Annotated in this window: 21 protein-coding genes; 11 read left to right on the top strand and 10 right to left on the bottom strand. The window is 65.4% G+C overall.

Features of this window, described 5'->3' with window-relative positions; genetic code table 11:
* Positions 1–66: 66 nt before the first annotated feature.
* Positions 67–1,254, top strand: a complete 1,188-nt coding sequence (locus D5084_RS03640) for a DegT/DnrJ/EryC1/StrS family aminotransferase (RefSeq protein ID WP_128514156.1) — start codon at positions 67–69, stop codon at positions 1,252–1,254.
* Positions 1,255–1,528: 274 nt separating this feature from the next.
* Here the strand turns inward: D5084_RS03640 and D5084_RS03635 are convergent, their stop codons facing one another.
* The 4 genes from D5084_RS03635 to D5084_RS03620 form a co-directional block, all read right to left on the bottom strand.
* Positions 1,529–2,473, bottom strand: coding sequence for a LysR family transcriptional regulator (locus tag D5084_RS03635; RefSeq protein WP_128514155.1), 945 nt, complete (start codon positions 2,471–2,473; stop codon positions 1,529–1,531).
* Between the two features lie 176 nt (positions 2,474–2,649).
* The gene (gene phaR, locus D5084_RS03630; protein ID WP_128514154.1) at positions 2,650–3,204 is read right to left on the bottom strand and encodes a polyhydroxyalkanoate synthesis repressor PhaR; all 555 of its coding nucleotides are present in this window, start codon (positions 3,202–3,204) and stop codon (positions 2,650–2,652) included.
* 196 nt (positions 3,205–3,400) lie between these two features.
* Positions 3,401–3,850: a Phasin gene (locus tag D5084_RS03625; RefSeq protein WP_128514153.1), complete on the bottom strand. Its 450-nt coding sequence runs from the start codon at positions 3,848–3,850 to the stop codon at positions 3,401–3,403.
* A gap of 157 nt (positions 3,851–4,007) precedes the next feature.
* Positions 4,008–5,807, bottom strand: a complete 1,800-nt coding sequence (locus D5084_RS03620; protein WP_128514152.1) for a PHA/PHB synthase family protein — start codon at positions 5,805–5,807, stop codon at positions 4,008–4,010.
* Between the two features lie 96 nt (positions 5,808–5,903).
* Between D5084_RS03620 and phaZ the strand changes: the two genes are divergently transcribed.
* Positions 5,904–7,172: a polyhydroxyalkanoate depolymerase gene (gene phaZ, locus D5084_RS03615; RefSeq protein WP_128514151.1), complete on the top strand. Its 1,269-nt coding sequence runs from the start codon at positions 5,904–5,906 to the stop codon at positions 7,170–7,172.
* A 70-nt stretch (positions 7,173–7,242) separates the two neighbouring features.
* Here phaZ and D5084_RS03610 read toward each other — a convergent pair whose 3' ends face one another.
* Both D5084_RS03610 and D5084_RS03605 read right to left on the bottom strand, forming a co-directional pair.
* Positions 7,243–7,992 (bottom strand): alpha/beta fold hydrolase, encoded by a 750-nt coding sequence (locus tag D5084_RS03610; RefSeq protein ID WP_128514150.1) that lies wholly within the window; start codon positions 7,990–7,992, stop codon positions 7,243–7,245.
* A gap of 127 nt (positions 7,993–8,119) precedes the next feature.
* Positions 8,120–8,917 carry an alpha/beta hydrolase gene (locus D5084_RS03605; RefSeq protein ID WP_128514149.1) on the bottom strand — a complete coding sequence of 266 codons (798 nt, stop codon included), beginning with the start codon at positions 8,915–8,917 and terminating at the stop codon, positions 8,120–8,122.
* A 163-nt stretch (positions 8,918–9,080) separates the two neighbouring features.
* Here D5084_RS03605 and thrS point away from each other — a divergent pair, with 163 nt between their 5' ends.
* The 6 genes from thrS (at position 9,081) to D5084_RS03575 (ending at position 14,022) form a co-directional block, all read left to right on the top strand.
* Positions 9,081–11,027: a threonine--tRNA ligase gene (gene thrS, locus D5084_RS03600; RefSeq protein WP_128514148.1), complete on the top strand. Its 1,947-nt coding sequence runs from the start codon at positions 9,081–9,083 to the stop codon at positions 11,025–11,027.
* A 188-nt stretch (positions 11,028–11,215) separates the two neighbouring features.
* Positions 11,216–11,521, top strand: coding sequence for a BufA1 family periplasmic bufferin-type metallophore (locus tag D5084_RS03595; RefSeq protein ID WP_128514147.1), 306 nt, complete (start codon positions 11,216–11,218; stop codon positions 11,519–11,521).
* A 50-nt stretch (positions 11,522–11,571) separates the two neighbouring features.
* Positions 11,572–12,417, top strand: coding sequence for an MNIO family bufferin maturase (bufB, locus tag D5084_RS03590; RefSeq protein WP_128514146.1), 846 nt, complete (start codon positions 11,572–11,574; stop codon positions 12,415–12,417).
* Entirely contained in the window at positions 12,414–13,145 is a 732-nt protein-coding gene (locus D5084_RS03585) for an HvfC/BufC N-terminal domain-containing protein (RefSeq protein WP_128514145.1), read from the top strand. The genes bufB and D5084_RS03585 overlap by 4 nt, the downstream gene beginning before the upstream one ends.
* Complete coding sequence (locus tag D5084_RS03580; RefSeq protein WP_128514144.1) at positions 13,142–13,681, top strand: DoxX family membrane protein; 540 nt, start codon at positions 13,142–13,144, stop codon at positions 13,679–13,681. Before D5084_RS03585 ends, D5084_RS03580 begins: the two co-directional genes overlap by 4 nt.
* Before the next feature lie 134 nt (positions 13,682–13,815).
* Positions 13,816–14,022: a cold-shock protein gene (locus D5084_RS03575; RefSeq protein ID WP_128514143.1), complete on the top strand. Its 207-nt coding sequence runs from the start codon at positions 13,816–13,818 to the stop codon at positions 14,020–14,022.
* Here the strand turns inward: D5084_RS03575 and D5084_RS03570 are convergent.
* Together D5084_RS03570 and D5084_RS03565 are read right to left on the bottom strand one after the other, a co-directional pair.
* Positions 14,019–14,345, bottom strand: coding sequence for an arsenate reductase family protein (locus D5084_RS03570; protein WP_128514142.1), 327 nt, complete (start codon positions 14,343–14,345; stop codon positions 14,019–14,021). The two genes, D5084_RS03575 and D5084_RS03570, sit on opposite strands and share 4 nt — an antisense overlap.
* A gap of 116 nt (positions 14,346–14,461) precedes the next feature.
* Positions 14,462–14,854 (bottom strand): DUF2177 family protein, encoded by a 393-nt coding sequence (locus D5084_RS03565; RefSeq protein ID WP_128514141.1) that lies wholly within the window; start codon positions 14,852–14,854, stop codon positions 14,462–14,464.
* Positions 14,855–14,982: 128 nt separating this feature from the next.
* Here D5084_RS03565 and D5084_RS03560 point away from each other — a divergent pair, with 128 nt between their 5' ends.
* The 3 genes from D5084_RS03560 (at position 14,983) to D5084_RS03550 (ending at position 18,984) form a co-directional block, all read left to right on the top strand.
* Entirely contained in the window at positions 14,983–15,444 is a 462-nt protein-coding gene (locus tag D5084_RS03560; RefSeq protein WP_128514140.1) for an REP-associated tyrosine transposase, read from the top strand.
* Positions 15,445–16,383: 939 nt separating this feature from the next.
* Positions 16,384–17,598 (top strand): IS256 family transposase, encoded by a 1,215-nt coding sequence (locus D5084_RS03555; RefSeq protein ID WP_128514139.1) that lies wholly within the window; start codon positions 16,384–16,386, stop codon positions 17,596–17,598.
* A 387-nt stretch (positions 17,599–17,985) separates the two neighbouring features.
* Positions 17,986–18,984, top strand: coding sequence for an LLM class flavin-dependent oxidoreductase (locus tag D5084_RS03550; protein ID WP_128514138.1), 999 nt, complete (start codon positions 17,986–17,988; stop codon positions 18,982–18,984).
* A gap of 73 nt (positions 18,985–19,057) precedes the next feature.
* Here the strand turns inward: D5084_RS03550 and D5084_RS03545 are convergent, their stop codons facing one another.
* Complete coding sequence (locus D5084_RS03545) at positions 19,058–19,798, bottom strand: hypothetical protein (protein ID WP_155523093.1); 741 nt, start codon at positions 19,796–19,798, stop codon at positions 19,058–19,060.
* A 123-nt stretch (positions 19,799–19,921) separates the two neighbouring features.
* Positions 19,922–20,827 (bottom strand): FAD-dependent thymidylate synthase, encoded by a 906-nt coding sequence (gene thyX, locus D5084_RS03540; RefSeq protein ID WP_128514136.1) that lies wholly within the window; start codon positions 20,825–20,827, stop codon positions 19,922–19,924.
* Positions 20,828–20,871 lie beyond the last annotated feature (44 nt).

The following is a 20,871-nucleotide window of genomic DNA, read 5'->3' as shown; positions in this document are numbered from 1 at the left end:
CACTGGCGTGTGATCCTTTGCGGGTTTACACCTTTTCTTAACATCGGATTAAGAAAAGGTGCACGAATGGCCCCCGACGGTCAAACCCTTGCCCCCAATGTTCATGACGCCGAGCCGATCCCCGAGGCCGCACGGGCCGAGATCGACCGGCTGCTGTCATCGGGCGATCTCTTCCGCTATACGGCGCCCTCGGATGCGCCCGTGGCGCTGCTGGAGGCCGAGTTCGCCGAACTTCTGGGCGCACGCTATGCGCTGGCGGTGTCCTCCTGTTCGGCGGCGCTTTTCCTGTCCTTGAAGGCGCTGGACCTGCCGAAGGGCGCCCGGGTCCTGATCCCGGCCTTCACCTTCGCGGCGGTTCCCTCGTCAGTGGTCCATGCCGACTGTGTGCCGCTGCTGGTCGAGGTGGGGGACAACTACCGGATCGACATGGGCGACTTCGCGGCCAAGCTGCCGGGGGCGGACGCGGTGATGATTTCCCACATGCGCGGGCATACCAGCGACATGGATGCGATCATGGCGCTGTGCGATGCGGCGGGCGTGCCGGTGATCGAGGATGCGGCGCACAGCCTGGGCACGGTCTGGGGCGGGCGCAACATCGGCACGATCGGCCGCGTCGGCTGCTTCAGCTTTCAGTCCTACAAGCTGGTGAACGCCGGCGAGGGCGGGATCATGATCACCGACGATCCCGAAATCGCGGCGCGGGCGATCATCATGTCGGGGGCCTATGAGGCGAACTGGAAGAAGCATCCGGGCCTCACGAATTCCTGCGCGCATTGGCAGAACAAGCTGCCGCTGTATAATCTGCGGATGCAGAACCTGTCGGCGGCGGTGATCCGGCCGCAATTGCCGCTGGTGGCGGAGCGGGTCGCGAAGGGGCGGGCAGGGCATGACCGGGTGGCCGGTCAGCTGAACCTGTCGTCGCATCTGGCGGTGCCGGAGGCCCTGGGGCCGGAGGAACGTGCACCGGACTCGATCCAGTTCAACCTGGTGGGCGGCTGGTCGGATGCCGAGGCAGTGGCGTTCCAGACGGCGGCCAGGGCGCGGGGGGTCCTGGTGCAGGTCTTCGGGCTGAGCGAAGGCAACGCGCGGGCCTTCTGGAACTGGCAGTTCCTGGGCGAGGTGCCGGACCTGCCCAAGACCCGGGCGATGCTGATGCGGGCCTGCGACGTGCGGCTGCCGGTGCGGCTGACGGACGGAGAGCTGGACTATGTCGCGCGGGCGATCCTGGAGGCGGCGGCCGAGGTACGCGGCTGAGCTGCCCACGCGTGGTCAGGTTTTCAGAGTCAAGGAAATCAACGGGTTGGCCGCGGGCGTTCAGCAATCGTCAACCTTTTGAGCCAAACCGCCCTCTTCCATCCGCGCGCCACCGGCGAGAGGGGGGCCTTGCTGTCCGGGTCCGTCCGGCAGTCCGGCACAGTCGGGCGCGGCGCCTGGCCGGACGGTCGGATGCCTCCGGCGGGAGTATTTGGAAAAAGAGCAGGCAGCAGGGCAAGCCCGAGGCGCTGCGCGGGTCGCCGGGCGGGGCCTGTCAGAGCACGCGCAGCGTCGGGGCGAGCCAGGGAGTGGCCTTGACGGCGGGGGCGATGACCACCTCGGCGATGAGCGGCTTCACGCGCTGGGTGATCTGGGCCGGGATGTCCTGCAGGATCCCGGCGCGGGCCGAGAGCGACAGGGTGCGGGCGAGCGCGGGCAAGGGCAGGGGGCGGACCTCGACCTTCTCGCGGAAGGCGCGGGCCTGGTGCAGCGCGAGGGGGGTGAGGATCGTCCAGCCCTCGCCCCCCGCGACCATGGCGAGGATCGCGGCGTAGCTGTCAAGCTCGAAGCGGTGCGCGGGCTTCAGGCCGTGGCGGGCGAGGTGGGCGGCGATCTGGCGGCCCATCAGGTGACGGGCGGTGTAGAGGATGAGGGGCAGATCGTCGATCCTCGCGGCCGGGGGGGTCACGGCGACGAAGGGTTCGGAGAGGATCGGGTGGACCTCGCGCCAGTCCTCCGGCGTCTGGTCCGCGCTGTCGGCGGCGATGACGATGTCAAGCGCGCGCGCCTCGAGCTGGTCCATCAGCCGGTGGCTGGCGCCGGTTTCCAGCAGGAAGCGGCAGCCCTTCAGGTCCCTGGCCAGAGCGGTCAGAAGGCGCGGGGTCACGTCGCTGTCAAAATCCTCGATCACGCCAAGGCGGAGCGTGGTCAGCCCGGCAAGATCGGCCATCGCCAGTTCGGCGCGCGCCTCGGAGGCGGCGTTGAGGATGGTCTGCGCGTGGCGGCGGAACATCGCCCCGGCGGGTGTGACCTGCACGGGGCGGTTGGCGCGGTCGAGGAGCGAGGCCCCCAGCGCGGCCTCGAGCGCGGTCAGTTGCTGGCTGACGGCGGAGGGCGAGACGCCCAGGCGGCGGGCGGCGGCAGAGATCGAGCCTTCTTCGGCGGCGGCCACGAAGACCTCGATCCCCCAGAGCGTGATGCGGCCTTCGGCTTCGGCCATGGGTCAGGCCCGGTGCGGGGTGATCGGATGGGCAGGGTTGCCGAAGGCGTCGACTGCGGGCGAGAGGCGGCAGCGCGCCGCCCCGGGGCCTGCGCCCATCGTTGCGCCGAGGCCCCGGATCGGGCCGGGGACGGGGAAAGCAGGGGAGAGGCGCGGCACCTGAAGACCCCGAGCCGTCAGAGCCGGGAGAGTTTCTTCTGCAACTCGGCCAGTTGCTTCTTGATCTCGGCGATGTCGTCGGTGGAGGCGGAGGCCTCGTCCTCTTTGGCGGGGCCGGAGCCGGACCAGCCGGGCATCCCGCCCATCATCGTCTTGAGGAACGCCTCTTGCTGCTTGCGCAACGCCTCGAACCCGGGGACGGCGGCCATCGGATTGGGAAAGGCGGCAAGGTTTTCCACCATCTTGGCCTGGCTGTCGCGCAGCATTTCGAAGGAAGAGGCCAGGAACTGCGGCATCACCGCCTGCATGCCGGTCGCGTAGCTGCGGACGAGATCGGTGAGGACGCCGACGGGCAGCACGCTTTCGCCCTTGGATTCATGTTCCGCGACGATCTGAAGGAGATACTGGCGCGTCAGGTCATCGCCGGTCTTCAGGTCGACGATCTGCACGTCGCGGCCCTGGCGGATGAACCCTGCGATGTCTTCCAGGGTGACGTAATCCGAAGTCTCGGTGTTGTAGAGACGGCGGCTGGCGTAACGCTTGATGAGAAGCGGCTTGTCGGTATCGGCCATGGTTCCCTCCCCCAGGGACTTTGCGCTTGCAGAGAAGCCTAAGGCGGGGTGCAGCGAAAAGCAAATCTTTCACGGCACCCGTCCGGGCGGTCGGCTCCGGCGAGGGGAAGGGCCGAATGAAAACGGCCCGGAGTTGCCTCCGGGCCTTTGCCGCGTCCTGGGGGAACGCAGAACTCGTTACCTGGACCCTGGCGAATTACTTCGCGGCCGCAGCGGCCTTCTTGGCGACGTTGGTCACCTCGGTGGTGGCTTTCTTGACGGCGGCGGTCGCGTCTTCCGACATGTCCTTGCCGGCGGCCAGCATCAGCTCGACGGTTTCCATCTGCACCTTCTTGGCGACTTCGGCGAAGGCGGCCAGATTCTCGGCAGCCATTTCGGCAGCGGCCGAAGCGAAGTCGGTCATCGACTTGGTGTAGTCGGCCGGCTCGGCCTTGGCCTTGGCGATCTCGCCAACCTTGGCCAGCGCGTCCTTGGTCCATTTGGCGGTGATCTCGGTCGACTTTTCAGCCGCTTCGATCGCCACTTTCGAGAACTTCTCGGCGAAGGCGGCCTGGGTCTTGAACGCGTTCTGGAACGCCGAGGCGTCAACCGGGAACGAGGCCATCATGTCCTGCATGACTTTGGTGAAATCCGGGGTCTTGGTCATTGTCATATCTCCGATCTGAGGGGCGTTTCTCTCGGGGATGCTACCCCGTCTTCATGACAGAGATATAGATGCTGCGGCGCAGCATTTCAAGTCTTTTTCTGCATCGCAGCAAAACCGGAAGGCGAGCGGGTTAACCCTGCGGAAAGCGGGTGAAATGTCAGAGCTGCGGCTGGGCCACCACGTAGGTGCCCGGCGCGGGGCCCAGCGAATCGGCCGGTTTCCGCGCGGGAATCATCGGGCCGGACTGCCGGGCCAGCCAATCGGCCCAGCGGGGCCACCAGCTGCCCTTGTGGAAGGTCGCGGATTTCAGCCATGCCTCGGGGTCGCCCGCGACGGGGGCGTCGTTGGTGTAGTGGCCGTACTTGTCCTTGGCGGGCGGGTTGATGATCCCGGCGATGTGGCCGGATTCGGACAGGATGAAGGTCTTGTCCTTCGACCCCATCTGCCTGATGCCGTTGAACGAGGCTTTCCACGGCGCGATGTGGTCGGTCTCGCAGGCGATGGCGCAGAGGGGAAGTTGCACGTCGGCCAGGCTGACGGGGCGGCCGAAGACCTGGAACTCTCCCTTGGCGAAACCGTCGTTCTGGCAGAGGCCGCGCAGGTATTCGATGGCCATCTTCGCGGGCAGGTTGGTCCCGTCGCCATTCCAGTAGAGCAGGTCGAAGGCGGGCGGCGCCTCGCCCAGCATGTAGGACTTGATGGCGGGGGTGTAGATCAGGTCGTTCGAGCGCAGGAAGCTGAAGGTGCGCGACATGAAGAATTTGGACAGGATGCCGTCGCGCGCGGTCTGGCGTTCGATGCCATCGACGAAATCGTCGTTGAGGAAGACGCCGACCTCACCCGGGTCGGAGAAATCGGTCAGCGTGGTGAAGAAGGTGGCGGTCCTGACCGATGTGTCCCCGGCCTTATGCAGATGCGCAAGGGTCAGGCCCAGCGTGGTGCCGGCGATGCAGTAGCCGACGGCGTTGATCTGTTTCTCGCCGGTGATGCGGCGGACCTCGGCCATGGCGCGCAGGAAGCCGTCGCGGATATAGTCGTCCATTCCGGTCCCGGCGTAAGAGGCGTCGGGGTTGACCCAGGAGACGACGAAGAGGGTGAAGCCCTGGTCCACGATCCACTTGATGAGCGAATTCGCGGGCTTGAGGTCCATGACGTAGAACTTGTTGATCCAGGGCGGGAAGATCAGGAGGGGCGTCTTGTGGACGGTCTCGGTCGTGGGCGCATACTGGATCAGCTCCAGCAGCCGGTTGCGGTAGACCACCTCGCCCGGCGTGGTGGCGAGGTTCTGGCCGACATGGAAGGCCTCGCGGTCGGCCAGCGTGACCAGAAGATCGCCCTGGTTCGATTCGATGTCGCGGACGAGGTTCTCCAGCCCCTGCACCAGGGATTCCCCGTCCGTCTCGACCGCCTTTTCCAGCGCCTCGGGGTTGGTGCCCAGGAAGTTCGTGGGGCTGAACATGTCGACGATCTGTTTCGTGAAATACTCCACCCGCTTGCGGTCGGCGGGGTCCAGCGTCTCCATGTCGCCGACGGCCGTGCTGATCGCCTCGGCGTTCAGCTGGTACTGCTGCTTGAGATAGTTGAAGAAGGGATGCGTCTCCCACAGGGGATTGCTGAACCGGCGATCCTTGGGGTTCGGGTCGGGGGGCGCCTTGAATTCGCCCTTCGCAAGGGTCTGTTGCGCCTCGACATAATGTTTCAGCGTCTTGCCCCAGTAGTTCACCTGATGCTCGACCACTTTCGCCGGGTTCGAGACCATCTCGGCGAACCAGGCGGCGGCGGCCTTCAAGTAGACATCGGGCGCGGGGCCGTTCAGCGCGGGGTCGACCTGTCGCCGATGCGTCAACGCAGCGGTGAGGCGCTTTGACAACTCCTCAACCTTTGCGAGGTTAGCCTGCAACCGTTCGGCCTTTTCCAATGCGGCTTTGGTCTCGGGGGTGCTGTCTTCTGTTGTCATGTGAACCATTCCCCCCTATCGTCGCCGCTGTGCAGCATACCGGTGCGTCCCGCGCCCCGCCATGCGACATCCGCCCGTCGGGGGCAAGGAGACGTGATGAAGTATATGTACACCTACGACCTGATGGAAAGCGCCCGCAACACGAATGAGTGGTTGGGCGCCTCTGCCCGGGCCTTTGCCAGTTACCCGGTCTTCGCCCTGTCGCTGAACCCGGTGCTGCCGCTGATGGCGGCCTGGGGCGAGGTGACGGAACGGACCTTCAGCCGCATGGTCGCCAAGCCCGACTGGGGCATCCGGTCGATCGTGGGGCCGGATGGGCAGGACCATCTGGTGGACGTGGTGAAGGTGGTGGAAAAGCCCTTCGGCGATCTGGTCCATTTCCACGTCCGCCGCCGCTCGCCCATGGCGCGCAAGGTCCTGCTGGTTGCGCCGATGTCGGGGCATTATGCGACCCTGCTGCGATCCACCGTATCCAGTCTTCTGCCCGATGCCGACGTTTATGTGACGGACTGGCACAATGCGCGCGACATTCCGGTCAGCGCGGGCAAGTTCGATGTCGAGGATTACACGCTCTATCTTGCCGAGTTCATGAAGGTGCTGGGCCCCGACACGCATGTCATCGCCGTCTGCCAGCCCGCGCCGCTGACGCTGGCCGCGACGGCCTATCTGGCGGCCGAGGACCCGGAGGCACAGCCGAAGTCGCTGGTGCTGATCGGCGGGCCGGTCGATCCCGATGCCGCCGCAACCGAAGTGACGGATTTCGGCCGCCGGGTGACGATGGGACAGCTGGAGCACATCGCCATCCAGCGCGTCGGCTTCAAGTACAAGGGCGCGGGACGGCTGGTCTATCCGGGGCTGTTGCAGCTGCAAAGCTTCATGACGATGAATGCCGAACGGCACGGCAAGGCCTTTGTCGAGCAGATCTTCCGTGTCGCCCGGGGCGAGGCCTCGGATCACGATGCGCATAACCGGTTCTATGACGAATATCTGTCGGTGATGGACATGACGGCCGAGTTCTACCTGTCCACGGTGGAACGCATCTTCAAGAACCGCGAGATTGCGCGGAACGAGTTCGTGGTGGCAGGCCGCAAGGTGGACATGGGCGCGATCAACCGGGTTTCGGTGATGACGGTGGAGGGGGCCAACGACGACATCTCGGCCCCCGGTCAATGTGTCGCCGCGCTGAAGCTGCTGACCGGCCTGCCCGAGGAGAGGAAGGGCCACCATCTGGAGCCGGGCGCGGGGCACTACGGCATCTTCGCCGGGAAGAGCTGGCGGTTGAACATCCGGCCCCTGGTGCTGAACTTCATCGACCGCGCGGCGGGCAAGCCCAAGGCGAAGATCGCGCTGGCCTCGGCGCAGTAGCGCGCAGGGCGGGTCGTCGCGCACCTCTTGCAGGCGGTGGGCCTGCGGGGGGCGGGACAGCCGGGGGGGATCACCTCAGCATCAGCGTCGGCAAGCGGCCCGACAGGAAGGTCTGCAAGAGCTTTGTGACCGCCTCGGGCTGTTCAAGCTGCGGCAGGTGGCCGGCCTCGTCGATGAGTTCCAGACAGCCCTGCGGCATCATCGCGGCCAGGAATTCCGCCCGGCGGCGCGGGACCAGCGTGTCGGCCGCGCCCGCGATCACCATCGTCGGCACATGGGCCTTGCGCAGGGTCTTCTGCTGGTCGGGACGGCGTTGCAGCACGCGAAGATGGCGTCGGAACTGCGCGATGCCAAGGGTCTCGGCCATGTCGATGACCAGGGCCATGACCTCGTCGCGCCAGGGCGCGTCGTAAAGCGCGGTCAGGGGCAGCATCTGGGCCATGCAGGCCCGGAGGTGCCCGGTCTTGGCGGCGACGAGCAGCGCCTCTTGCCGGGCGGCGAGGTGCGGGGTCTCGGGCAGGGGATCGGTGGAGATCAGCGCGATGCGGGTCACGGCTTCGGGCCGTTTGCGCAAGAGCTCGATCGCGATGTTGCCGCCCAGCCCATGCGCGACCAGGGCAAAGCGCGGCGGCAGATGCGGGGCGATTCCGGCGGCGATCTTTTCGACCGTCTCGCCAAGGCCGGGGGTCAGCAGGATGATCGGGCGGTCCGCGCCAAGCCTGGCAATCTGCGGCATGAAGCTGCGCGCGTCGGCCATGAAGCCGGGGATCAGCACAAGGGGTTCGTTCGGGGCGGTTTCGGTCAGGAGGAGAACGCTCATGACACAGGCCTTCCGTGCAGGGTTTCTGCAAGCGCAGGTTTTCTTCTTTTCTGAAGCGTAACCCACAAGCCTATGGATTCAAAACCGGATTTCCGTCATCCAAGCCAGGATCGGCGGAAAGGTCACATCAGCGGATGTTCGATACCTTGAAGCCGGGATGATCTTCGACCGGCAGCGCCTCACGCGCGCGGGTGACGTCCTCCACCGCCTCGACGATCATCGCAAGGCAGGCCGGGGTCGAGAAGCGGTGGTCGGCATCCTTGACCAGGGTCAACCGCAGGTCGGGGCTGGAGATCTGGTGGAAAAGCGAGATCGCGACGGTGGGCGGCACGTCGGTATCCGCGCTGCCTTGCAAGAGGCGCACCGGCATGTGGAGGTGCAAGGGGCCGTTCATCACCAGGTTCTGCCGCCCGTCCTCGATCAGGCGCAGGGTGATCGGGTAAGGGTCGTCGGAATAGTCCGAGGGGCGCAGGAAGAGGCCTTCCTCCAGCAGGGTGGTGCGTTCGGCGAGGGTGAATTCGGCCTCCCACATGCGCTCGGTGAAATCGGGGGCGGCGGCGATGCCGACAAAGCCGGCGATGCGGGGGCCAAGCTCGCGGGCAAGCAGCAGCGCGATCCAGCCGCCCATCGAGGAGCCGACCAGGATCTGCGGGCCTTCGGTCAGCACGTCGATGACGGCGGCGGCGTCTTCGCGCCAGTCGCTGATCGCGCCATCGACGAAGGCCCCGTGCGATGCCCCGTGGCCGGAGTAGTCGAAGCGCAGGAAGGCGCGGCCGGCCGCCTCGGCCCAGGCTTGCAGGGCCTGGGCCTTGGACCCGGTCATGTCCGACCGGAAGCCGCCCAGAAAGACCACGCCCGGACCTTTGCCGGGGGTCTGGTGATAGGCGATGTGGCGACCTTGCGGGGTGGTGAGGAATGTTGTCATGCCGTGAAGATAGCAATCGTCCGGCGGTTTCGTCAGGGTCGTCGCAACCCGCGGGCGAAGAACCGCGCATGGCTTGACTTCGGGCCCTGCCGGGCGCATCAAGCGCGCCGACAAGACCCGCAACCGGGCGTTTCGTAGGCGCCAAACCGACGAGGAGACGGCCATGAGCCAGATTTCCCTGACATTTCCCGATGGCAACCAGCGCCAGTATCCGGCGGGGGTGACCCCTGCCGAGGTGGCGGCCTCGATTGCGCCATCGCTGGCCAAGGCGTCGATCTCGGCGATGGTCAACGGCAAACACTGGGATCTGCAGTGGCCGATCCACACGGACGCGACGATCAGCCTGAACACGATGAAGGACGAGGCCCCGGCGCTGGAGCTGATCCGGCATGACCTGGCCCATATCATGGCGCGGGCCGTGCAGGAGCTCTGGCCGGAGGTGAAGGTCACGATCGGGCCGGTCCGCGACCACGGCTGGTTCTACGATTTCGACCGGGAAGAGCCCTTCACGCCCGAGGATCTGGGCGCCATCGAGGCGCGGATGAAGCAGATCATCAATGCGCGCGATCCGGTGCGGACCGAGGTCTGGGACCGCGCCCGCGCGGTGGAATACTACCGGGGCCGCGGCGAGCCGTTCAAGCTGGAGCTTCTCGACCGCATCCCGGAAGGCGAGGACATCCGCATGTACTGGCACGGGGACTGGCAGGACCTGTGCCGGGGGCCGCATTTGCAGCACACGGGGCAGGTTCCGGCGGATGCCTTCAAGCTGACCCATGTGGCGGGGGCCTACTGGCTGGGCGATGCCTCGCGGCCCATGCTGCAACGCATCTATGGCGTGGCGTTCAGGAACCGCGACGATCTGAAGGCGCACCTCACGATGCTGGAGGAAGCCGCCAAGCGCGACCATCGCAAGCTGGGCCGCGAGATGGAGCTGTTCCACTTGCAGGAAGAAGCGCCGGGGATGGTCTTCTGGCATCCGAACGGCTGGACGATCTATCGCCAGCTCGAGGATTACATGCGCGGCCGTCTGCGGCAGGCAGGCTACAAGGAAATCCGCACGCCGCAGGTGGTGGACCGCATCCTGTGGGAGAAGTCCGGCCATTGGGAGGCCTACCGCGAGAACATGTTCATCGTCGAGGTGGACGAGGAAGGGGCGAAGGAAAAGCGCATCAACGCGCTGAAGCCGATGAACTGCCCCTGCCATGTGCAGGTGTTCAACCAGGGCCTGAAGTCCTACCGCGACCTGCCCTTGCGGCTGGCCGAGTTCGGGTCCTGCCATCGGTACGAGTCGAGCGGCTCGATGCACGGGCTGATGCGGGTGCGCGGCTTCACGCAGGACGACGCGCATATCTTCTGCACGGAAGACCAGATCGAACAGGAATGCGCGGGGTTCATCTCGCTCTTGTCCAGCGTCTATCGCGACCTCGGGTTCGAGAAGTTCGACATCAAGCTGTCCACGCGCCCCGAGGTGCGGGTCGGCAGCGACGAGATCTGGGACAAGGCCGAAAGCGCCTTGCAGAAGGCCATCGAGGGGCTTGGCCTGCCCTACGAGATCAACCCCGGCGACGGGGCCTTCTACGGGCCGAAGCTGGATTTCAAGCTGACCGATGCCATCGGGCGCGAATGGCAGTGCGGCACCTTCCAGGCCGACTTCAACCTGCCGGTGCGGCTGGATGCGGAATATGTGGGCGAGGACGGGATGAAGCACCGCCCGGTCATGCTGCACCGCGCCGTGCTGGGGTCCTTCGAGCGCTTCATCGGCATCCTCTTGGAGAACTACGCGGGCAAGCTGCCGTTCTGGCTGGCCCCGCGGCAGGTCGTGGTGGCCTCGATCGTCTCGGACGCCGACCCGTTCGTGCATGAGGTCGTGGCCGCGCTGCGCAAGGCCGGGGTCCGGGCCGAGGCGGATGTGCGCAACGAGAAGATCAACTACAAGGTCCGCGAGCATTCTGTCGGCAAGGTTCCCGTGATCCTGGCCGTGGGCATGCAGGAGGTCGAGGCCAGAACTGTTTCAGTCCGGCGCCTGGGAGAGACGCGGACTGAAACGATGTCGCTGGACGAGGCGGTGAAAACCTTCGGGTTCGAGGCCCTGCCGCCTGCGGGCGTCTGACACCAAACCCTTGTACCGAAAGGAAAAGCCCCGAGCGGTTGCCGGGGCTTTTGCCTTTTCTGCACCTGCGACACCCTGTCACGAAGTCGTGGCTCACGGCCCCGTGGGTCGCCTGTGATTGGTGCAATCCGTTACCCCTTTGGCAGTCGCAACCGACGCGACGCCAACTGGAAAAGGGAACTGCTCACATGTCCTATCAATCGAAATCTCTGATCATCGCCGGTGCGCTGGCCACCGCCCTGTCGGGCCTTGCCGGAATGGCCTCGGCCCAGGAAAACGAAAAGTGCTTCGGCGTGGCGCTGGCCGGGCAGAACGACTGCGCGGCGGGCGAAGGCACCACCTGCGCGGGGACCTCGAAGGTCGACTATCAGGGCAACTCGTGGAAGCTGGTCCCGGCCGGCACCTGCGAGACGATGGAACTGCCTGCGGGTGGTGACGGGATGGCGCGCAAGGGCTCGCTGACGCCGCTGGAGCGGGACCTGCCGAAGGCCTGAGGCCGACAGCCCCGGCCTTTCCGGCCGGGGTCTTTCCGATGGGGGACCTGATGCTTGACCGGACCTTCGGCCTGCCCGCCCGCCCGGGCGTGGGCTACAAGCCGCAGCATTTCAGCGCCATCCTGGCCGATCCCGGCCCGGTCGGCTGGCTGGAGATCCATGCCGAGAATTACATGGGCGAAGGCGGCCGTCCGCTGGCCCAGCTGCGGCATCTGGCGGAACGCTTTCCGATTTCGGTGCATGGCGTGGGCCTGTCGATCGGCGGCGAGGGGCCGCTGGACGCGGATCATCTGGCGCGGCTGAAGCACCTTTGCAGCTGGCTGAACCCGGCCAGCTTTTCCGAACACCTGGCCTGGTCCACGCATGACGGGGCCTATCTCAACGATCTTCTGCCCTTGCCCTACACGGCGGCGACGCTGGCGCGCGTGGCAGATCACGTCAATGAGGTGCAAGAGGTGCTGGGGCGCCGGATGCTTCTGGAAAACCCCTCGACCTACATCGCCTTTGCCGAGACGACGATGGGCGAGGTCGAATTCCTGACCGAGATCGCGCGGCGGACAGGCTGCGGCCTCCTGCTGGACGTGAACAACGTCTATGTCTCGGGCATCAATCAGAACTACGACCCTTTGGGGTATCTGGACGCCTTCCCGCTGCATCTTGTGGGCGAGGTCCATCTTGGCGGCCATGACGAGGACCGCGACGACCACGGGCGCAGGCTTCTGATCGACAGCCACGGGGCCGAGGTGGTGGACCCGGTCTGGGCGCTGTACTCCCGGGTGATCGGCCGCGCCGGGCCGCTGCCCACGCTGATCGAATGGGACAACGATGTGCCGGACTGGCCGGTGCTGGCGGCCGAGGCCGCACGGGCGGCGGCAGTGCTGGAGCCGGTGGCATGACCCAGTCCCGGTTCGCAGCGGCCCTCATGGACCCCGAGGCGCCGATCCCGGCGGGCCTTGTCGGCCCGGATGGGCAGGCCGCGCCCAGACGGTTTGCCGTCTATCGCAACAACGTGGCCCTGTCGCTGACCCGCGCGCTGGAGGCGGCCTTTCCGACTGTGCGCAAACTGGTGGGCGAGGCCTTCTTTGCCGCCTTGGCCGGGGATTTCCTGCGCGCCCATCCGCCACGCTCGCGGATGCTGATGCTCTACGGGGCCGAGATGCCGGAGTTTCTGGCGCAGTTCCAGCCGGTGGCGCATCTTGGCTACCTGCCGGATGTGGCGCGGCTGGATCAGGCGATGCGCGAAAGCTATCACGCGGCCGACAGCCGGGCGCTGCCCGAGGCCGAGTTCCAGCGGCTGGTCGGCGCGGATATCGCGGGACTGCGCCTGCACCTTGCGCCCTCGCTGCGGCTGGTGCGGTCCGCCTGGCCGGTGGTGTCGATCTGGGAGGCGAACCACGAAGGCGGGGCAAGCCCCCGCGCCGTGGCCGAGGATGCGCTGGTCCTGCGGCCCGCGTTCGATCCCAGGCCCTGGCGGCTGCCGACCGGGGGCGGCGCCTTCGTGGCCGGGCTGATGCAGGGCCTGGCTTTGGGCGACTGCGTGGACCTTGCAGGGCCGGACCTGGACCTGGTGGCGGTGCTGGGCGTGATGATCGCGGGCAAGGCGATCACGGGGGTGGTGGAATGAACGCTGTCATCGGGATCTATCGCGCTGGGGCCGGGCTGGCGGCGCGGCAGGACGACTGGCTGCTGCCGACGCTGGCGCGGCTGGTCTTTGCCGGGGTGCTGTTCGGCTATTTCTGGGCTTCGGCGCTGACCAAGCTGGAGGGGCCGTTCACGCCCTCGACCGGCGCCTATGCGCAGATCTTCCCCCGGGTGTTCGAGGCGGTGGGCTACGACGTCGGGCAGCTGGGCCTCTGGCACTGGCTGGTGGCGCTGGCAGGGGCCTGGGCAGAGCTTGTGCTGCCGTTGCTGATCGTGCTGGGCCTTCTGACCCGGCTGGCAGCCCTGGGGATGACCGGCTTCGTCCTGGTCCAGAGCCTGACCGACATCTACGGCCATGGTGCTGCGCCCGGGGCATGGTTCGACCGCGCCCCGGATGCGCTGATCCTGGACCAGCGGGCGCTCTGGCTGCTGCTCTTTGCCGTGTTGTTGTGCAAGGGCGGCGGGCCGGTTTCGGCGGATCGCGTCCTTGGGGTTGAGCGTGCCCGCCTTGCAGCTTGATTTTCGGCGAATCCTTGGCATCATCGCCACAGTGACGACAGAATTCCTGACCGGCTCTCGGAACGAAGCCCTGGAAGACCTGAAGCACGGCCCGCGGTAATGGCGCCGCGGGGGGTTCTGAGAGGAGAAGCGGCATGCCGACGGGCACCGTGAAGTGGTTCAATTCTACCAAGGGCTACGGGTTCATCGCGCCGGATGACGGCGGCAAGGACGTGTTCGTCCACATCTCGGCGGTGGAGCGGGCCGGGTTGAAGGGCCTGAGCGACAACCAGAAGATCGGCTACGAGCTGCAGTCGGGCCGCGACGGCAAGCAGTCGGCGGGCGACCTGCGTCTGCTTTAACCGGTCAGCGCGGCTTCGGTCGCGCTGTCCCAGCCCAGGAACCAGCGATCCCCGTCCTGGATCACTGGCCGTTTCATCACGGTCGGCTGCGCCATGATCTGCGCCTCGGGGTCCGACGCCTTCAGGAAATCGTTGAAGCTGCGGTAGGTGGTGGACTGCCGGTTCACCGCGCGGTCGCCGAATTCCTGGACGATCCGGTCGACCTCTCCTTGCGTCAGCGGGGTGGCCCGGATGTCGCGGAAGGTGACGTCTTTTCCGGCCTGCTGGAGGGCCTTCAGGGCCTTCTTGCAGGTGTCGCAGGTGGGGATTCCATACAGGATCATGAGGGCGGGTCCTTGCTGCGCCGCGCGCGGCGCGGTTTTGGGGGTGAATGAATTCAAGGGGTTGAGTGTGGGCGTTTACCGGTTGTTAGCATGTCCGTGTGGGGGCCGCAAAGGATTCAGCCGTGGATCATCCGGGTGATGGTGACCCCGGCCCAGGCGGAGATGGCGGTGAGCGTCCCGCCCCAGAGCGTGTCGGTCACCACCATCGTCCAGTGCCAGTCCTTCATGATGCTGTACGAGGTGAACTCGTAGGTGCCATAGGCCATGAGGCCGATGAGGAAGGCCGGGATCAGGATGGGGGCGCCGCTGCGGATCGCGGGGAGGGAGACGAGGTACACAAGGCCCGCGACATAGGCGAGGTAGAAAACCGCGGCGGGGGCGAGGCGGATGGGTTCCGCCATCAGCGGGCCGATGTGGCGGGTGAAGAGGGGCTTCATCACCAGCGTCAGCATGATCGCGTCGAGGATCAGGAAGACGGCGGCGGTGGCGGCGTAGAGGGTGAGGGGCATGGGGGTCTCCTTTGGGGGGAGGTAGGGCGACGCGGCGCGAGGGGTAGGGTGCGCATTCATGGCGCACCGTTGCACCGCCCACCATGCCCGGTAACCCCCGATTAACCAAGCCCGGCTAAGATCGCCGCATGTCCAATTACATCCGCCCCAAGGTGCCCGGCGCGTCGGTATTCTTCACCGTCAATTTGGCCGACCGCAGCGCGCGGACGTTGGTCGAGCATGTGGATGTGTTGCGTGAGGTTGTGCGGGCGACCAAGGCCGAACGCCCGTTCCGGATCGATGCGTGGGTGGTGTTGCCGGACCACATGCATGCGGTGTGGACCTTGCCGGAGGGGGACTACGATTTCTCCACGCGGTGGAGCGTCATCAAGGCGCGGTTTTCCCGCGCGATGCCGCTCACACCCCGGCGCCGCAGCCACAGCGAGCGGCGCGAGCACGGGTTGTGGCAGCGCCGGTTCTGGGAGCGGCACATCCGCGACGACGCGGATTGGGCGAACCACGTCCATTATTGTTGGATCAACCCGGTGAAGCACGGGTATGTCGAGCGGCCCGAGGATTGGCCATATTCGAGTTACCACCGCGACCGGTAGGGTGCGCATTCATGGCGCACCGATGCGTGAAACGTAGGGTGCGCATTCATGGCGCACCATGATTGGCGCACCGGGTGGGGTTTGGGATTGGCGCGGTTGGTTGGACGTTGCGCGGGGGAACGGTGCGCCATGAATGCGCACCCTACGAGGCCGCCGACATCCGCGGGAGGGACCGTATTCGTCATGGGTGAGAACCGACCCCGCACTTGCGGGGTGAAAACGGTCCAGTGGACCGTTTTCAGGTTCGAACGCCCGCGCAAGCTTGCGCGGGCAGGAGGGCGATGCGGGTGGGGCGGTGTGGTAGGGCGGGGTGTGGGTTGCTACCGGGAGTCGGGGCACGCCCCGACCTACGAGCGCTAGCGATCTGCGGCAGCTATNTGGTGTCAGCAACCAGACCCTACCGGAACATCGCCGGTGACCACCTCAGCCAGAACCTACACCAAGCTCAGGGACAGCATCGACTCAGGAGCTACTTTCTCGATTCAGGAACAGTGCGAAGAACTGTCCAAGGACCATTGCCGAACGCATTCTAATTTTAGCAGCGGAAGTAGAGAGCGGGCTGGAGACGAGAAACCTAGCTGCGCACGGTGCATTCTACTTCGAGGATCATGAGAGCGGAATCCTAGGTGCGGCGCATTACTTCGCGCGCGGGAAGGGCAAAGAGCGTGAGCTATTCGAGGTGAAGCAATCCATTACAAAACAACAGGTTGATGATACTATACAAATCGCAGATCGGCTGCTCCACAACGTCATCGCGCTGAGAAAACTGGTAGTCGACTGGCGATATCCGGAGGGAATGCCGGAGTTACAGGACACTTAGTTTTAGCAATTTGAAGGCTCGGCCAAGCCCTTTCATCTGTCCCCAAATATCCCACGGAGAGTGTCCGAGCTTTTGTGTATGGGTAATTCGGTCCATGCTTCCTGAGAGGGACATGGACGATGACGATTTCGAACGAGCTGCTGGACGAGCTTCTGAAGGGCTGCAAGCGGCCTGAGGATCTGCTTGGCGATGCCGGGCTGATGAAGGAGCTGAAGGTCCGGCTGATGGAGCGCATGCTCGGGGCCGAGCTGACGGCACATCTGGGCTATGAGGTGGGGGCCGAGCCGCCGGCCGACCAGGCCAACCGGCGCAACGGGACGTCGACGAAACGGCTGAAGAGCTCGGATGGCGAGCTGCCGCTTGCGGTGCCGCGCGACCGGGCGGGCAGCTTCGAGCCCGAGCTGGTGAGGAAGGGCCAGACCCGGATCGACGGGGTGGATGACAAGATCATCGGGCTCTACGCCGCAGGCCTGTCGGTGCGCGACATCCGGGCCCATCTGGAGGAGCTCTACGGGCTGCGGGTGTCGCCCGACCTGATCAGCCGCGTCACCGACGCCGTGCTGGACGAGGTCAGGGAATGGCAGCACCGGGCGCTGGACCGGATGTATCCCATCGTGATCTTCGACGCGCTGCGGGTGAAGATACGGGACGCTGACAGCCGGACCGTCAAGAACAAGGCGGTCTACATCGCCCTCGGCATCACCCGGGACGGAGAGCGCGAGGTCCTCGGCCTCTGGATCGCCGACAACGAGGGTGCCAAGTTCTGGCTGTCAGTGATGACCGAGCTGCGCAACCGCGGGGTCCAGGACATCCTGATCGCCGTCGTGGACGGGCTGAAAGGCTTTCCCGAGGCGATCACCGCGGCCTTCCCCGAGACCATGGTCCAGACCTGCATCGTTCACCTGATCCGGCATTCCATGAACTTCTGCAGCTGGAAGGACCGCAAGGCGGTGGCGGCCGATCTGCGCCCGATCTACGAGGCGCCGACCGCCGAGGAGGCCGCCCGCCAGCTCGATGCCTTCGAGGAGAAGTGGGCCGGGAAATACCCATCGATCGCCCCGGCCTGGCGCCGGGCCTGGGACGAGGTGACCCCGTTCTATGCCTTCAGCCCGGCGATCCGGAAGATCATCTACACCACGAACGCGGTGGAATCGCTCAACCGGGTGCTGCGCAAAACCCTGAAGACCAAGGGCTCCTTCCCGACAGAGGAGGCCGCGACCAAGCTGATCTATCTGGCGATCCGCAACTTCGAGAAGGGCGGCCGCGCCGTCCGGGAATGGGTTGACGCCCGCAATCAGCTGGCCATCATGTTTGCCGGGCGCTTCGACGCCTGACTGTATCTGAAAACCGCATGGATCGGATCAGATACACAGAGTTCCAGACACTCCCATCCCACGGGGGTCCGGGGGTGTGAAACCCCCGGTCCGCCCGTCCCACCGGGCGCACCGCTTCAAACAAAGGCACCGGACCCGCCCCCATCGTAGGGTGCGCTACAGCGCACCGTCCGAAGGTGCGCTCTAGCGCACCCTACGCTGCCGCCACCGTCCCATCGCAATGCCGGGCGTCCCGAAAACCCCAACCACCCCACACAACGCCAGACCGCAAAGCGCCTCCCTCCCCCCCTCCGTGGGGGAGGGATGGGGTGGGGGGGCGGGCGTCCAACGAAACCCCTTCCCCCCGCCGCCCTCAATGCCTACCTCTGCACCAACCGGAGGCCCCCCATGCAGCACTACTCCTACCTCGACCTGGCCCCGATCCCCGAAGGCCACACCCCCGCCGAAGCCCTCCAAGCCACCGTCGACCTGGCAAAAGCCGCCGAAAAAGCCGGTTTCCACCGCTACTGGCTGGCCGAGCATCACAACATGCCCGGCATCGCCTCTGCGGCGACCGCCGTCCTGATCGGCCACGTCGCCGGGCACACGAAAACCATGCGCATCGGGGCAGGCGGCATCATGCTGCCGAACCATTCCCCCCTCACCGTGGCCGAGCAATTCGGCACCCTCGCCACCCTCTACCCGAACCGCATCGACCTCGGCCTCGGCCGCGCCCCCGGCACCGACATGGCCACCGCCCGCGCGCTGCGCCGCCACATGGCACCCGAAGACACCTTCCCAAGCGACGTGCAGGAACTCATCGCCTACCTCGGCGACACCCCCGGCCCCGTGCAGGCCATCCCCGGCACCGGCACGCATGTCCCCGTCTGGATCCTCGGCTCCAGCACCTTCGGCGCGCAACTGGCAGCCTATTTCGGCCTCCCCTACGCCTTCGCCTCCCACTTCGCCCCGACCCATCTGGAGGAAGCGCTCGACATCTACCGCCGCAGCTTCCGCCCGTCGGACCGCCTGGCGAAACCCCACGTGATGATCGCCGTCGGCGTCTCCGCCGCCGCCACGGACGAGGAAGCCATCTACCTCCGGTCCTCCCAACTCCTCGCCTTCGCGCGCCTGCGCACGGGCCGCCCCGGCCCGCTCCCGCGCCCGACCCGCGACCTTGGCGAAATCCCCGCGCCGATCCTTGAACAGGCCCGCTACGCGCTTTCCTGCTCCGCCGTAGGCTCCCCCGCGACGGTCCGCCGCGAACTCACCGCGCTGATCGCCCGCCACCAGCCCGACGAGATCATCATCACCGGCATGATGCACGATCACGGCGCGCGCCTCCGCTCCCTCCAGATCGCCGCCGAGGTCCTCTCCGACCTCACCACCCCCGCCGCCGCCGCGTGAGGGCAAACCGTTAACAAGNATGTTTGCCGGGCGCTTCGACGCCTGACTGTATCTGAAAACCGCATGGATCGGATCAGATACACAGAGTTCCAGACACTCCCGCAGCTATAAGCTCTTTAGTAACTGGCATTTCCGGCAAGCTTTCCAGCGCCTTGTAAGTATCAAGCCTAGATCTAACTTCACTGGGCATTGCCACGTCAATTCCAAAATTAGCCAGCGTCTTGCGAGCGCTTTCCCACCACTTCTCTATGGACTCAATTAAAGGTTCCGTGCCAGCGAGTTCGAACAATCCAATAGACTTGTCCAACGTCGAAAGTAGCTGCATCTCTGCCTCAAAGGCCATCGGATCCGAGACTGGATTTCCAAACTTCACTCTAATTTCTTGCCTAGCTTGCTCAACTTCTTTCGTGACGATCTCTTTCAGCTTTCCGAACTCAGTGATAGCCATGTCGTGAAGAAACCATCGGTCAATTGACCGTCTTACTTTCCTTTGGCCATCTTCATCAAGCAAACCAGCTTGTGCAGCCTTCACTTCTTCGAAAAGCTTCCAATGATCCTCCCAACGCTTACCAGAACCCCAGCGGCCACTCTTAATAGACTGAAGCATGACTTCTCTTGCAGTTAAAGCTGCGATACCCTTTAGGGATTCCACCAGCTTTTCGGCTTCCTGCTGCTTTTCTTCCCACATCTCGGCTTCAAAACCCCACCCTTTGAACCGCTTGAACTGGGAAAATCGCGCGAGGAAAGTGAGAAGTAGGCCGACAGTGGCACATAGGGTCGCTCCGGGCACATTACCAATAAACAGAAAGTACACGGCCAAGCCTATCAGGCTGAAACCACATAGCTTAAGAAGTACAGACTCCCATTTTCCCATACTGGTTCCATATACTCTGTTTTGGTTGAACGAGGACCCTTGAGGTAGAGTCGATTGAAAGCACTACCCCCAAACCTCCACAAACTCCCGCCACTCGCCCTTGCTCATGCCGGATGCTTCTTGCGTCACTGTTTCACCCGCTAGGCGGCGTTTCAAGACGGAAATCGCCTTGGAGGAGAGTGTGACCCCGCCCATCCGGTAGTCCTCGAAGGCCGCATAGGCCAGGGGGACCCAGTCCTTCACACAAGCCGCAATCGCCTCGGCGTAGACGCGGATTTCGTATTGGGCGTGGGGGTCGGCGCGCAGGCGGAGGAAGTGGAAGAGGTTGTGCAGGTCCACCTTCCAGTACCATTGCGTGTAGATGTTGGCGGGCAGGTTCATGCGGGCAAGCTCTCTCGCCAGGCCCTGCTGGCCGTCCTGGCTTAGCATCGCCTCGTAATGGTCATAGGCGCGGTTGGCGTCGGATTTGAGGATGTCGAGGACGCGGGCGGCTTCCTCTCCCTGCAGGACCTCGCCCCGGCCCTGGTTGTTCACGGTGCTCTGCGCAGCGAGCTGTTCGGGGGCGGGGATGTAGAACTCCCGGTCGAGGATAGAGTAGCGGGCGGAGTATTCGTTGACGTTGGCGGTGCGGTGGCGGATCCACTGGCGGGCGACGAAGACCGGCAGTTTGACGTGGAGCTTGATCTCGCACATCTCGAAGGGCGTGGAGTGCCAGTGGCGCATGAGGTAGCGGATCAGCCCCTCGTCGTTCTGGACGTGTTTCGTGCCCGCCCCGTATGAGACGCGGGCGGCCTGGACGATGGCGGCATCGTCGCCCATGTAGTCGATGACGCGGATGAAGCCGTGGTCGAGGACGGGATGGGCGCGGTAGAGGTGGGCCTCCATGCCCTCGCTGACGGCGCGGAGGGTTTGGCGCGGTGTGGCGCGCTGCGCCTCGATTTCGGCGAGCTGGTCGGGGGTCAGGGGCATGGCGGGCTCCGGCAGGACGAGTCGGAGCTGACTATAGCTTGCGG

The sequence above is a fragment of the Tabrizicola thermarum genome (assembly GCF_003574395.1).
Classification (GTDB): domain Bacteria; phylum Pseudomonadota; class Alphaproteobacteria; order Rhodobacterales; family Rhodobacteraceae; genus Tabrizicola; species Tabrizicola thermarum.
This window is presented reverse-complemented; position numbering and strand designations above follow the sequence as displayed.